Source organism: Kitasatospora sp. GAS1066B (assembly GCF_041262605.1).
In the GTDB taxonomy this organism is placed as follows: Bacteria; Actinomycetota; Actinomycetes; order Streptomycetales; family Streptomycetaceae; genus Kitasatospora.
The window spans coordinates 229,174-241,957 of the sequence record NZ_JBGCCO010000002.1 but is presented as its reverse complement, the minus strand read 5'-3'; the positions used below and the strand labels follow the sequence as shown (position 1 = coordinate 241,957).

12 protein-coding genes are annotated in these 12,784 nt (G+C 73.2%); 3 read left to right on the top strand and 9 right to left on the bottom strand.

Annotated features, from left to right (window positions below):
* Nucleotides 1-3,618 carry a cobaltochelatase subunit CobN gene (gene cobN / locus ABH937_RS02740; protein WP_370217030.1) on the top strand — a complete coding sequence of 1,206 codons (3,618 nt, stop codon included), beginning with the start codon at nt 1-3 and terminating at the stop codon, nt 3,616-3,618.
* A 32-nt stretch (nt 3,619-3,650) separates the two neighbouring features.
* On the opposite strand, the gene ABH937_RS02735 is transcribed toward cobN, so the two are convergent.
* The 3 genes from ABH937_RS02735 to ABH937_RS02725 form a co-directional block, all read right to left on the bottom strand.
* Nucleotides 3,651-4,436 carry an anti-sigma factor gene (locus ABH937_RS02735; protein WP_370217029.1) on the bottom strand — a complete coding sequence of 262 codons (786 nt, stop codon included), beginning with the start codon at nt 4,434-4,436 and terminating at the stop codon, nt 3,651-3,653.
* Nucleotides 4,433-5,011, bottom strand: a complete 579-nt coding sequence (locus tag ABH937_RS02730; protein ID WP_370217028.1) for a sigma-70 family RNA polymerase sigma factor — start codon at nt 5,009-5,011, stop codon at nt 4,433-4,435. Before ABH937_RS02730 ends, ABH937_RS02735 begins: the two co-directional genes overlap by 4 nt.
* Before the next feature lie 63 nt (nt 5,012-5,074).
* Nucleotides 5,075-5,572, bottom strand: coding sequence for a MarR family transcriptional regulator (locus ABH937_RS02725; RefSeq protein ID WP_280687257.1), 498 nt, complete (start codon nt 5,570-5,572; stop codon nt 5,075-5,077).
* Nucleotides 5,573-5,617: 45 nt separating this feature from the next.
* Here ABH937_RS02725 and ABH937_RS02720 point away from each other — a divergent pair, with 45 nt between their 5' ends.
* Nucleotides 5,618-6,577 (top strand): EamA family transporter, encoded by a 960-nt coding sequence (locus tag ABH937_RS02720; protein ID WP_280687256.1) that lies wholly within the window; start codon nt 5,618-5,620, stop codon nt 6,575-6,577.
* 66 nt (nt 6,578-6,643) lie between these two features.
* On the opposite strand, the gene ABH937_RS02715 is transcribed toward ABH937_RS02720, so the two are convergent.
* From ABH937_RS02715 to ABH937_RS02695, 5 genes are all read right to left on the bottom strand, one after another.
* Nucleotides 6,644-7,366, bottom strand: coding sequence for a DUF4232 domain-containing protein (locus ABH937_RS02715; protein ID WP_280687255.1), 723 nt, complete (start codon nt 7,364-7,366; stop codon nt 6,644-6,646).
* Between the two features lie 151 nt (nt 7,367-7,517).
* A complete protein-coding gene (locus ABH937_RS02710; protein ID WP_280687254.1) occupies nt 7,518-8,135 on the bottom strand; it encodes a vitamin K epoxide reductase family protein in 618 nt (205 codons plus the stop codon).
* Nucleotides 8,132-8,956, bottom strand: coding sequence for a thioredoxin domain-containing protein (locus ABH937_RS02705; protein WP_280687253.1), 825 nt, complete (start codon nt 8,954-8,956; stop codon nt 8,132-8,134). The genes ABH937_RS02710 and ABH937_RS02705 overlap by 4 nt, the downstream gene beginning before the upstream one ends.
* Before the next feature lie 126 nt (nt 8,957-9,082).
* Nucleotides 9,083-9,730 (bottom strand): hypothetical protein, encoded by a 648-nt coding sequence (locus ABH937_RS02700; RefSeq protein ID WP_280687252.1) that lies wholly within the window; start codon nt 9,728-9,730, stop codon nt 9,083-9,085.
* 222 nt (nt 9,731-9,952) lie between these two features.
* Nucleotides 9,953-10,861 carry a LysR family transcriptional regulator gene (locus ABH937_RS02695; protein ID WP_280687251.1) on the bottom strand — a complete coding sequence of 303 codons (909 nt, stop codon included), beginning with the start codon at nt 10,859-10,861 and terminating at the stop codon, nt 9,953-9,955.
* A 95-nt stretch (nt 10,862-10,956) separates the two neighbouring features.
* Here ABH937_RS02695 and ABH937_RS02690 point away from each other — a divergent pair, with 95 nt between their 5' ends.
* Nucleotides 10,957-11,841 (top strand): PhzF family phenazine biosynthesis isomerase, encoded by an 885-nt coding sequence (locus ABH937_RS02690; protein ID WP_370217027.1) that lies wholly within the window; start codon nt 10,957-10,959, stop codon nt 11,839-11,841.
* A gap of 11 nt (nt 11,842-11,852) precedes the next feature.
* On the opposite strand, the gene ABH937_RS02685 is transcribed toward ABH937_RS02690, so the two are convergent.
* Nucleotides 11,853-12,680 (bottom strand): MerR family transcriptional regulator, encoded by an 828-nt coding sequence (locus ABH937_RS02685; protein WP_370217026.1) that lies wholly within the window; start codon nt 12,678-12,680, stop codon nt 11,853-11,855.
* Nucleotides 12,681-12,784 lie beyond the last annotated feature (104 nt).

The following is a 12,784-nucleotide window of genomic DNA, read 5'->3' as shown; positions in this document are numbered from 1 at the left end:
GTGATCCTGCTGCTCTCCACCTCCGACACCGACCTGCTCTCGGCCCGCGCCAGCGCCGGGCCGGTCCCCTACCGCCTGGGCAACCCGGCCCGGCTGCGGGCTGGGGACCTTCCGGAACTGCTGGACGGCACCGACCTGGTGGTGGTCCGGCTGCTCGGCGGCCGGCGCGCCTGGGAGGAGGGCCTGGAGGCGCTGCTCGCCGGGCCGCGCCCGGTGATCGTGCTCAGCGGCGAGCAGGCGCCGGACGCGCAGCTGATGGAACTGTCCACCGTCCCGGCCGGCCTGGCGGCCGAGGCGCACGCCTACCTCGCACACGGCGGCGCCGCCAACCTGACCGAGCTGGCCGCCTTCCTCTCCGACACCGTGTTGCTCACCGGGCACGGCTTCGCACCGCCCGCCTCCGCCCCCGACTGGGGTCCACTGGAGCGCGAGGCGCGGCGCGGTGAAGGCCCGCTGGTGGCCGTCCTCTACTACCGCGCGCACCACATGAGCGGCAACACCGCCTTCGTCGACTCGCTCTGCGCGGCGATCGAGGACGCCGGCGGGCGAGCCAAGCCGCTGTACTGCTCCTCGCTGCGCGGCGCGGCCGCCGAGCTGCTGGCCGAACTCGGCGAGGCCGACGCCATCGTGACCACCGTGCTGGCGGCCGGCGGCACCCGGCCCGCCGACGCGCAGGCGGGCGGCGACGAGGAGGCCTGGGACGCGGGCGCGCTGGCCGCGCTGGACCGCCCGATCCTCCAGGCGCTCTGCCTGACCTGGTCGCGGGAGGCCTGGGAGTCCAGCGACGACGGCCTCTCGCCGCTGGACACCGCCACCCAGGTCGCGGTGCCGGAGTTCGACGGGCGGCTGATCACCGTGCCGTTCTCCTTCAAGGAGCTGGACGAGGACGGCCTGACCGTCTACCTCGCCGACCCCGAGCGCTGCGCCCGGGTGGCCGGGATCGCGGTCCGGCACGCGCGGCTGCGCCACATCCCCGCCGCCGAGCGGCGGTTGGCCCTGGTGCTCTCCGCCTACCCGACCAAGCACGCCCGGGTCGGCAACGCGGTCGGCCTGGACACCCCGGCCAGCGGGGCCCGGCTGCTGCGCCGCCTGCGCGACGAGGGCTGGGAGTTGGGGGAGGGCTTCCCCGGGATGGAGCCCGAAGAAGGCCAGCATGAGGGTGACGCCCTGATCAAGGCGCTGATCGACGCCGGCGGTTACGACCAGGACTGGCTCACCGAGGACCAGTTGGCCCGCAACCCGGTCCGGATCCCGGCCGCCGACTACCGCCGCTGGTACGCCGCCCTGCCCGCCGCGCTGCGCGAGCGGGTCGAGGAGCACTGGGGTCCGGCCCCCGGCGAGCTGTACGTGGACCGCAGCCGGAACCCGGACGGCGACATCGTGCTGGCGGGTCTGCGAGCCGGCAACCTGCTGGTGCTGGTGCAGCCGCCGCGCGGCTTCGGCGCCAACCCGGTGGCCATCTACCACGACCCCGACCTGCCGCCGAGCCACCACTACCTGGCCGCCTACCGCTGGATCGCCGCCGCGCAGGCAGACGGCGGGTTCGGCGCGGACGCGGTGGTGCACCTGGGCAAGCACGGCAACCTGGAGTGGCTGCCCGGCAAGACCGCCGCGCTCAGCGCCGAGTGCGGCCCGGACGCGGCGCTCGGCGATCTGCCGCTGATCTACCCGTTCCTGGTGAACGACCCGGGCGAGGGCACCCAGGCCAAGCGTCGCGCGCACGCCACCCTGGTCGACCACCTGGTGCCGCCGATGGCCCGCGCCGAGTCCTACGGTGACATCGCCCGCCTGGAGCAACTGCTGGACGAGCACGCCAACATCGCCGCGATGGACCCGGCCAAGCTGCCCGCGATCCGGGCGCAGATCTGGACCCTGATCCAGGCCGCCCGCCTCGACCACGACCTCGGTCTGGACGAGCGGCCCGAGGACGACGGGTTCGACGACTTCCTGCTCCATGTCGACGGCTGGCTCTGCGAAGTGAAGGACGCGCAGATCCGCGACGGCCTGCACGTGCTGGGCGAGGCCCCGGTCGGCGAGGCCCGGGTCAACCTGGTCCTGTCGATCCTGAGGGCTCGTCAGATCTGGGGCGGTGTCAGCGCGTTGCCGGGTCTGCGGGAGGCGCTCGGGCTGGACGAGGCGGCGCTGACGCTGGGTGCCACCGACGCCGCCGAGGCGAAGGCGCGCGAGCTGGTCGAGGCGATGGAGGCGGCCGGCTGGGCGCCGGAGGCCGTCGAGAAGGTCGCCGCCGGGCAGCCGGCCGCCGTCGCCGAGGTGCTGGACTTCGCCGCCCGCCAGGTGGTCCCGCGACTGGCCGCCACCACCGACGAGTTGGACGCGGTGATCCACGCACTGAAGGGCGGCTTCGTGCCGGCCGGGCCGTCCGGCTCGCCGCTGCGCGGGCTGGTCAACGTGCTGCCGACCGGGCGCAACTTCTACTCGGTGGACCCGAAGGCGGTGCCCAGCCGGCTCGCCTGGGAGACCGGGCAGGCACTGGCCGAATCGCTGGTCGCCCGCTACCGGGCCGACAACGACGGCGCGGTGCCGCCCTCGGTGGGCCTCTCGCTCTGGGGCACCAGCGCGATGCGCACCGCCGGCGACGACATCGCCGAGGCCTTCGCGCTGCTCGGCATCCGCCCGGTCTGGGACGACGCCTCGCGCCGGGTCACCGGCCTGGAGCCGATCCCGCTGGCCGAACTCGGCCGCCCGCGCGTGGACGTGACGCTGCGCATCTCCGGCTTCTTCCGCGACGCCTTCCCGCACGTGGTCGCCCTGCTGGACGACGCGGTGCGGCTCGCGGCGGCCCAGCCGGAGGCCGACGAGGAGAACTTCGTCCGGGCCCACGTGCAGGCCGACCTGGCCGAGCACGGGGACGAACGCCGGGCCACCGTCCGGGTGTTCGGCTCCCGCCCGGGCACCTACGGGGCCGGCCTGCTGCAGCTGATCGACAGCCGGGACTGGCGCACCGACGCCGACCTCGCGGAGGTCTACACGGTCTGGGGCGGCTACGCCTACGGCCGGGGACTGGACGGACGCCCGGCCCGCGAGGAGATGGAGACCGCGTACAAGCGGATCACCGTCGCGGCCAAGAACACCGACACCCGCGAGCACGACATCGCCGACTCGGACGACTACTTCCAGTACCACGGCGGCATGGTGGCCACCGTCCGCGCGCTGACCGGCTCGGCGCCGGCCGCCTACATCGGTGACTCGACCCGCCCGGAGACGGTGAAGACCCGCACCCTGACCGAGGAGGCGGCCCGGGTCTTCCGGGCCCGGGTGGTCAACCCGCGCTGGCTGGAGGCGATGCGCCGGCACGGCTACAAGGGCGCCTTCGAGATGGCCGCCACGGTGGACTACCTGTTCGGCTACGACGCCACCACGGGCGTGGTCGCGGACTGGATGTACGAGCGGCTGACCCAGGAGTACGTGCTGGACCCGGTCAACCGCGAGTTCCTCACCGCCGCCAACCCCTGGGCGCTGCACGGGATCAGCGAGCGGCTGCTGGAGGCGGCCGAGCGCGGGCTGTGGGCCGCGCCGGACCCGGCACTGCTGGCCGAGCTGCAGGCCGCCTTCCTGGAGGCGGAGGGCGACCTGGAGGAAGGCGCCGACCAGGGCTGACCCGGTTTGGCCTGAGGAGAGTTGACGTCGCGTCAGATGGCCGGGATCGAGAGCAGCAGCTGGTCACCGGCCAGGTCGCGGATCTCGAAGTGGCCGATCTGGGCGGGCTGGAAGCCGGTGCCGCCCGTGGTGGTCAGCTGCGAGGCAGCGGCCCACCCGGGCCCGTAGCCGCCCGCCGGGAGGGTCCAGCTGGTGACCGTCTGGCGGGCGCCCTGGGTCGAGACGGCCACCAGGTCGCAGGTGCGCGGTCCGGCGAGACCGGTGAGCCGCAGCGTGATCACGCTGCCCCAGCTCGCCGGGGTGACCCCGACCGTCGCGCTGGCCCCGGTGGCCGCGGTCGCGCTGTGGCTGGCCGCGGCGGCGACCGGCACGCCGGCCACCGGGGCGCTCTGCAGCACCGCGGCCGTGGCGGCCGGACCGCCGACCACCAGCACCGCCGCGACCGCGACCAGCCAGCGGCGGCGCACCCGGGTCCGCCGGCGGCTGGCGGCGGCCTCGGCGAGCAGCCCGTCGAGCAGCCGCGGGCCCGGGCCGGCCAAGCTCGCGCCGGCCAGCTCCGCGGAGCAGACCGGCCCCGCGGGGCCGCGCCGGTCGGCGCCCGGGCCTGCGAGCACCGCACTGTCGGCCTTGAACTCGGCCAGCAGCGGCTCCAGTTCGCCGAGCGCGGCGACCTCGGCCTGGCACTGCGGGCAGCTCGCCAGGTGCTCCTCGAAGCGCACCCGGTCCGCCGTGTCGAGCACGCCGAGGACATAGGCGCCGGCGTCCAGATGCCGGTCCCGCCCTGCCTGCGGGTCCCAGGGACCCTCGGGCGCTGTCACGACGTCACTCCCCGTTCTTCCAAAGCGATCTTCAGCGAGCGCAGCGCGTAGAAGACCCGCGACTTCACCGTACCGTCCGGAATGCCCAGTTCGGCCGCCACCTCGGCGACCGTGCGGCCCTTCAGGTAGGTCTCCACGATCACTTCCCGGTGGGCCTCGGTGAGTGCGCCGAGCGCGTCGGTGATCGCCATCATCCGTAGCGCCCGGTCCAGTTCGTCCTCGGCCGGGAGCAGCTCCAGCGGCGCCGCGTCGATCTCCGGCGGCCGGGCGACGGCCCGGCGGTGTCCGTCGATGACGATCCGCCTGGCCACCGTGACGAGCCAGGGGCGCACCGATCCGGCACCCACGTCCAGCCGGTCGGCATGCTGCCAGGCGCGCACCAGGGTCTCCTGGACCACGTCCTCGGCGCGCTGGCGGTCACCACCGACCAGGTGCAGCACGAAACCGAAGAGGGGGCCCGCGTGGTCGCGGTAGAGCGCTCGGATCAGCTCCTCGCCCGTGCCCGCCGAGCCGCCACCGCGGAGTTCATCGGTCACAGTGCCATCCTGGCGCACCCCTACCTCCAGGTCGAGCATCGCGTGTCGACCAGGGGTACGCGGCAGCGCGCCCAACAGTTCAACGCATCACCGACCGGCCTCTTATGCGTCCCCCAGCGCGAGCAGCAGCGCGCGCAGGGTGTCCGCGAGCGCGCCGCGCTCGGGCCCACCGAGGGCGGCGAGCAGGCGCCGCTCGGTGGCCAGGTGGTCCGGCAGCACCCGATCGACCAGCTCCCGCCCCGCCTCGGTCAGCTCGACGTGCACCACCCGGCCGTCGGTCGCGCTCGGCCGGCGGGAGACCAGGCCGCGCTCCTCCAGCTTCTCCAGGCGCTGGCTGACCGCGCCGGAGGTGACCATCGCCGCCCGCATCAGCTCGGCCGGGGTGAGCCGGTGCGGCGGGTCGCTGCGCCGCAGGGTGGCGAGCACGTCGAAGGCGGCCGGGTCCAGGCCGTGGGCCGCGAAGGTGCGCTTCAGCTCGGCGTCGACCAGGCGGCCGAGCCGCTTGAGCCGCCCCATCACCGCCATCGGGGAGACATCGAGGTCGGGGCGCTGCCGGGCCCACTCGGCGAGCACCAGGTCCACGTGATCCGTATCCGTCATAGCAGGAGACTAGCCAATCTCTTAGCGCTGAGATACTTTATCTTAGTGCTAAGAGACCGTGCAGGGATCGTCCTGCTGACCGCGCTCGCCCCCGCTGTCTGGGGCACCACCTACTACGTGACCACCCAGTTCCTGCCACCCGACCGCCCGTTGCTCGCCGCCACCGTCCGCGCCCTGCCGGCCGGACTGCTGCTGGTCGCGGTCACCCGGCGACTGCCGCACGGCGCCTGGTGGTGGCGCGCGTCAGTGCTCGGCGCGCTCAACATAGGCGCCTTCTTCGCGCTGCTCTTCGTCGCCGCCTACCGGCTGCCCGGCGGGGTGGCCGCGACCATCGGCGCGCTGCAGCCGCTGCTGGTCGCCGCCCTGTCGGCCGGGTTGCTGGGCGAGCGGCTCAAGCCCCGAACGCTGCTCACCGGACTGGCCGGAGTGGTCGGCGTGAGCCTGCTGGTACTGCGGGCGGACGCCCGGCTGGACTGGCTGGGCGTCCTGGCGGCGGTCGGCAGCGCGGTGGTGATGGCGACCGGCGTGGTGCTCAGCAAGCGCTGGCCCTCCCCCGCGCCGCTGCTGGCCACCACCGGCTGGCAACTGGTCGCCGGCGGACTGCTGCTGCTCCCGCTCTCGCTGCTGGTCGAGGGCCCGCCGCCGCACGCGCTCTCCGGCCGCAACCTGCTCGGCTACGGCTACCTGACGCTGATCGGCGCCGCCGTCGCCTACGCACTCTGGTTCCGCGGCCTGCGCGCCCTGGCACCGACCCAGGTGACCTTCCTCGGCCTGCTCTCCCCGCTGGTCGCGACCGTGGTCGGCTGGCTCGCCCTCGGCCAGCACCTCTCGCTCACCCAACTGCTGGGCGCCCTGGTCATCCTGAGCGCCCTGGTGGTCGCCCAACTGCGCCCCGGACTGCGCCCCGGACAGAAGACGCGAACGGCCGAGCCCGCGGCCGCCGGGCCACCGGAAGCCGAGCAGCCGGTCCCCCGCAGCCCGAACCCGACGGCGGCGGCCGGCTGAACTCCGGCCACCGGCAAGCAGGGTCGGCCCGCACCGGGTGGCGCGGGCCGACCCTGGCTGTTCAGTTCAGGAGGTGAGCGGGCCGATGGTCAGCGAATGGATGCTCGGGCCCGCGCAGTGCTGGGTCTGCCAGGGCAGGAAGAGCGCGGCCTTCTCGCCGGGCGGGTAGATCCGCAGGCCCTGGGCGGGGCTGAGCTGGCACTGGGTCGGGTCGTAGCCGCCGATGCCGTTGGCGTCGTGCAGGGTGGCCTTGGCGGTGCCGTGCGGGGCGAGGGTCACGGTGGCGTACGACTCGCCGGTGCGGGTGGCGGGGTTGCCGGACTGCTGGCCCCCGGTGGCCACGTAGGAGACGCCCGGGTAGCCGGTGAGGGTGCAGCTGCGGCTGGAGGTGTTGGTGAAGACCAGGGTGGCGTAGTACTGGCCGGCACCGACGCCCGGGTCGCTCTGCGCGACGCTCAACTCCGCCGAGGTGCAGGCGCCGGGCCCGGCGGGCGTGTCGGGGGCCGAGACGGGCGCGGGCGCCGCGGTCGGCACCGAGCCGCCCGAGCCGCCCGAGCCGGGCGTTCCGGATGCCGCGCCGGTCGGTGCCGAGGTCCCGGGGGCGGGCGCCACCGGGGCGGTCCCCGCCGCCGAGCCCGCCGGGGTGGGAGCACTGCTCGCCGCGCCGGCCGGCGGCGGTGTGGGCGCGGCCTTCGTCGCCGACGAGGAGCACCCGGCCAGGGTGAGCGTCACCGCCGCGGCGACCAGGGTGGCGGCGGCTATCGGGGTCCGGGTGAGCCTGCGGTACATGGTGCTACTCCTTCGCCGGGCAGACAGGCTGTCATGGCTCAGTCTTGCCCCTTCCAGCCTCGGCCACCCTCCTTGGTACAAGGCTGTGGCAGAACCCGGGCAGCGCCGTGACGGCGCCGCCCGGGCCGTTGGTCACTCGCCAACTCACCTGTCAGAGAAGGGTTTTCCAGTAGTACCAGAACCGTCCCAGCACCATCAGTGCGATCACGGCGTACCAGAGCACCGGAACCACCCAGTGGTACCGGTTCAACTCCCGCACCACCGGCCGCAGCCGCTCCCCCACCGGGATCACCCCGGTGCGCAGGTTGGCCAGCGTGGTGTACCAGAAGAGCGCGATGGTCACCGCCCAGACCGCCATGCAGTACGGGCAGAGCGCGCCGATCGAGTAGAGCGACTGGCTGATCAGCCAGTGGATCAGGACCAGCGCGAACACCGTCCCGAGCTGCAGGCCCAGCCAGTACCACCGGCGGAACCGGGCACCGGCCAGCACACCGGTGGCGATGGCCAGCACCACCGCGAACCCGACCAGGCCCAGCAGCGAGTTCGGGAACCCGAAGGCGGAGGCCTGGTGGCTGGTCATCACCGAGCCGCAGGCGATGATCGGGTTGATGTTGCAGTTGAGCACCGCGTGCGGGTTCTGCAACAGGTGGATCTTGTCGATGGTCAGCACGGCCGAGGCGGCCAGGCCGACCGCACCGGCGATCAGCAGCAGCCAGGCGAACGCGCGGCCCGGGTCGGGCCGCGCCTCGATCTCCTCGGCGGTGGTCACTTGGTGCCGGCGCTCTGCTGGATCAGCGCGGTGTACTGGTCGGCGGTGACCGGGGTGCCCTGGCTGTCGAAGATGGCCAGCTGCTTGCCGTCCAGCTTCATGGTCGGGGTGCCGGTCACGCCGCTGCTGTTGAAGGCGGTGGCCACCTGCTGCGCCCACGGCAGGTAGGTGCCGGCCTTCACCGCGTTGACGAAGGCGTCGGTCTTCAGGCCCGGCACCTGGCCGGCCACGTTCAGGATGGTGTTGACGTCGCCGTAGCCGTCGGTCTGCTCGCTCGGCTGGTTCGCGTAGAGCGCGTCGTGGAACTTCTTGAAGTCGTCCACGCTCTGGTTCAGCGCCGCACCCGCGGCCGCCAGCGCCTGGATCGAGCCCTTGCCGCCCAGGTTGTCGTCCAGGAACGCGGCCATGTGGTACTGGATCTTGTACGTTCCGTTGTCAGCCAGCTGCTGCACGGTCTGGCCGTCGGAGGTCTCGAACTTCTTGCAGATCGGGCAGCGGAAGTCCTCGTAGACGTCCAGCGTGTGCGCGGCGTCGGCCTTGCCGTAGGTGACCACGGTGCCGTTCGGGCCGCCCGCGTTGGCCGGGACCACCACCGGGGCGCTCGCGGCGGCACTGCCGCCGCTGTGGCCGCCACCGCTGTTCACCGCGATCGCCACGCCGCCGCAGAGGGCCAGCACCACGACGGCGGAGGCGCCGATGACGATCCGGCGGCGCACCGTCGCGGCCCGCTGCTCGCGCTGCCGGGCCTCGTGCAGCTTCGCCCGGCGGTCGGCGCTCTTCTGCTCGTAGGACTGCTGGGACTTGTTCGACTTGTTGCTCATGGGAGTGTCCTGACCGCGTCGCACGGCACGCGGACACGCGGGCCGGCCGGACGCTGGAAGCTGGGAGTGGGCGTCAGCAGCGCACGCCACCGGCCCGGCTCCCCGCCTCACAACGGCGGGAGGGGCTCAGCAGGCGAGCGCGAAGGACGCCGGCGGACCGCGGCGGCGCGACGGCGCGAGCGGCAGGTCCTCCGTGGGCGCGTGCTCGGGCCGGGGCTCGGGCAGCGGTGCCCCGGGCGCGGGACGGGCCGGCACCGGCGCGAGCAGCAGCAGCGCCCGCAGCGCCCCGGGCGCCAGCCGGGCCAGCGCGCCGACCAGCTCGGGCAACGTCACCAGGGCCGCGTCAGCCAGCCGCAGGCAGAACGCCGCGAGCACGGTGACGGCCACCTGCACGGCCAGCAGGACGATTTCCAGCAGTGCCGGGGCGAGCGAGAGCCCGCCGTCCGCGCCGCCCACCTGGCCACCGCCACAGACCATCAGGTCCAGGCCGCGCCCGCTCTGGTGGACCGGCCGGGCACAGGTCTGCTGCCCCAGGTTGAAGGTGGTGTTGAGCAGCAGCTCCACCGGCAGCAGCAGCGCGACGATCTGGACGAACCCGCGATCGGCGCCGGCCAGCACCGCGGCCGTCAGGAAGACGACCACACCGGCGGCCGCGACCACGGTCAGCGGCAACGGCTGCCCGGTGACCACCACATGACCGGCCGCGGACAGCGGAACGGCCAGCGCGGCGAAGAGCGTCGCGCGCAGCGTCCGGGTCAGGCGGCAGGTGGTCACGGTTTCGGAGTATGCCATGCGGCAGCGAGCAAGCACGAGGGTGCGGAACGTGAGGAATCCCTTAGGTCCTGTCCAGCCGATCTCGCCGGGCGCGCGACGCCGGGCATCCTGCCCGGACGCACGCCCGAATCGCCCGAGTACGTCCAGTACGAGGACGACTCGGGCGCGCGGCTGGGCCGCTGTCCGCTGTCCGCTGTCCGCTGTCCGCTGTCGCAACTGCGCTCAGCGCGGGAGGTGGTGCGGCAGCTCCGCGGTGAGCGCGGCCGCTGCGGGAGAGAGCCAGCGCCGGCGGTGGCGGGCCAGTTGGACGGTGACGTCGGGGAACTGCGGGCCGGGCACCTGTGTCAGGCGGCCCGCCGCGAGCGCGTCCGCGACATTGGCGCGGGCCAGCAGGCTGAGGCCGAGACCTGCGGCCACGCAGGACCTGGCGGCCTCCAGACTGCCGAAGCGGGTGATCCGGGGCGGCGCGTCCTTGGCGGCGGCGCGCAGCCGCTCGATGAAGCGGTCGCTGTACGAGCAGCCCTGCTCATGCAGGAAGTAGTCCTCGCGGGCCAGCTCCGCCCAGTCGGTGGACGAGTTGGTGGCTCTGCGGGCGGCGGGGTGCTCCGGGGAGCAGACGAGCACCAGCGGCTCGCGGGCCAGCGGCGTGCACTCGATGTCGCGGAATTCCGCCTCGTCCTCCAGCAGCAGGGCCAGGTCCAGTTCGCCGGAACGGAGCGCGGCGACGGCGGTTGCGGTACCCATCGTGCGCAGGTCCACCTCGACCCCGGGGTGACTGCGCCTCAGCGCTGCGACGACTCCCGGCAGTCGCGCGGACACCAGCGTCTCGCCGGCCGAGAGCATCACGCGTCCGGTCGCCCGACCGTCCGCGCAACCGGTCGAGGCGGCGACTGCCCGCAGCCGGGACTCGGCCTCGAGCACTGCCTCCGCGTGCGCCAGCACCTCGCGTCCGGCGCCGGTGAGCACCACTCCGCGCGGCAACCGGTCGAACAGGCGCAGATCGAGTTCCTTCTCCAGCGCCTGCACCTGGGCGGTCACGGTGGACTGGACGAGGTGCAGGCGTTCTGCGGCGGCGGTGAGGTTCTCGGTGCGGGCGACGGTGGCGAAGGTGCGCAGCAGTCGGGTGTCCATGCCGTCGACGGTAATGCTTGTCCATCGTGGATGCCGATGGGAAGGATCGAGATCCATCGTTTGTCCGGATGCCTGTGCGGTGCCACGGTAGGGGCATGAGCCTGAAGACACGCCCCGAGATCCTGCGTTACACCGCCTTCAGCACCGACCCCGCCGGCGGCAACCCGGCCGGTGTCGTGCTCGACGCGAGCGCACTGGACGATGCCGCGATGCTCGCGACCGCCGCTGATGTCGGCTACTCGGAGACTGCGTTCGTCACCGCCTCGGACCGGGCGGCACGCCGGTTCCGGCTGCGCTACTTCAGCCCGCTCGCGGAGGTCGCCTTCTGCGGTCACGCGACCGTTGCCACCGCAGTGGCCCTGGCCGAGCGGATCGGCGCCGGCCCGCTCGTCTTCGACACGCCGGTGGGTGAGATCGCCCTGGACACCTCGGTAGCGCCCGGAGGCTCCGTGACGGCGACGCTCACCAGCGTCCCCACCCGCTCCCGGCCAGCGAGCGAAGCGGAGGTGCACGCCTCACTCGCGGCGCTGCACTGGTCCCCGGAGGACCTTGACCCCGCACTGCCGCCGCACGTCGCCTTCGGCGGAAACGAGCACCTGGTCCTGGCCGTGGCCACCCGCGAGCGTCTCGCTGCCCTCGACTACGACTTCGATGCGCTGGCCGAGGTGATGCACCATCACGGCTGGACCACGCTCCAGTTGGTCTGGCGTGAGGCCCCGGAGCTCTTCCATGCCCGCGACCCCTTCCCGATCGGCGGTGTCGTCGAGGATCCGGCCACCGGTGCCGCAGCCGCCGCCTTCGGCGGCTATCTGCTCGCCCTCGGCGCCCTCCCACCCTCCGGTGCCCTCACCATCCGCCAGGGGGAGGATCTCGGCCGGCCCAGCCTGCTCCGGGTCGAGGCCTCCCCCGCGGACCCGCGCGTGCGAGTGAGCGGGCAGGCGGTGGCGATCGTGGGCGCAAGTGGACCGACCACGGTGTGATCGTCCGCGTGCTAAGGCCTGGGCCGGGTTCGGAAGATCGGCCATCCGATTTCGGTCTGCCACAACGACTCATCCGGGGTATCGGAGGGGCCGACGAGGTAGTACTCGCGAATCGGTCCGTCGACCGCCAGGGCGTGTCGGGTCACGTAGTCGGCGAGGGCACCATACGTTCGGTCGACTTCGGTGCTGGAACCGAGATGGACGATCGTGGCGAGCTCTGCCGGCGGGATCACGGTGGTGCTGACGCGTCCGACCTGCTGTGGCAGGGGGTCGGACGGAAGGAAGATCGTGACCCGCCCCCGGCCCTCGGTGAACAACTCCGTGTCGTAGACGCCCCCCAGGGGGCCGGCCGGGTTGATGCCCTGGGCGGACAGGGTGGCAGCCACTTCGCCCATGGCTCCCCGGTACCAGGCCACGACGTCGGCCTGGTCAACGGTGTCGGTGATGGCAGCGGCGGGCGCGGCGGGGACATGGCGGTGATCGATCGCGACGGTGCTGTCCTGGGGGCGGTCCAGCAGACCCCGCAGGGATGCGACCGTCTCCTGGGTTCGGGCCAGGCTGGACTCGAGACGCGTCAGGTGGTTGGCGATCACCCGGTTGCGGGTCTCGACGTCAGGAGCCTGAAGCACGATCTGGATGTCATCGAGCGGCATCTCCAGATCGCGGAAACGGCGGATGATCTGTGCCTTGACGATCTGCTCTGCGGCATAGCGCCGGTACCCGCTGTCCACGTCCACCTCGACCGGCTCCAACAGGCCGACCTCGTGATAGTGGCGAAGCATCTTCACGCTCAAGTGCGTGGCCCGGGAGAAGTCGCCGATGGGCATCGTCGAGTCCACCAGCCCAGCCTGACTCTCCCCCCGTAGGAGAGTCAAACAGAAACTCCGCTCTTGACCCTCCCCCAGCGGGAGCACGAACGCTGGCATCAGATCGTGACGCACAG

Bases quoted from the DNA above. Each gene is read 5' to 3' on its own strand.
- ABH937_RS02730 (WP_370217028.1), bottom strand. From the start codon at position 5,011: ATGCTCGACCTGGAGGTAGGGGTGCGCCAGGATGGCACTGTGACCGAT.
- ABH937_RS02725 (WP_280687257.1), bottom strand. From the start codon at position 5,572: ATGACGGATACGGATCACGTGGACCTGGTGCTCGCCGAGTGGGCCCGG.
- ABH937_RS02715 (WP_280687255.1), bottom strand. From the start codon at position 7,366: ATGTACCGCAGGCTCACCCGGACCCCGATAGCCGCCGCCACCCTGGTC.
- ABH937_RS02705 (WP_280687253.1), bottom strand. From the start codon at position 8,956: ATGAGCAACAAGTCGAACAAGTCCCAGCAGTCCTACGAGCAGAAGAGC.
- ABH937_RS02695 (WP_280687251.1), bottom strand. From the start codon at position 10,861: ATGGACACCCGACTGCTGCGCACCTTCGCCACCGTCGCCCGCACCGAG.
- ABH937_RS02690 (WP_370217027.1), top strand. From the start codon at position 10,957: ATGAGCCTGAAGACACGCCCCGAGATCCTGCGTTACACCGCCTTCAGC.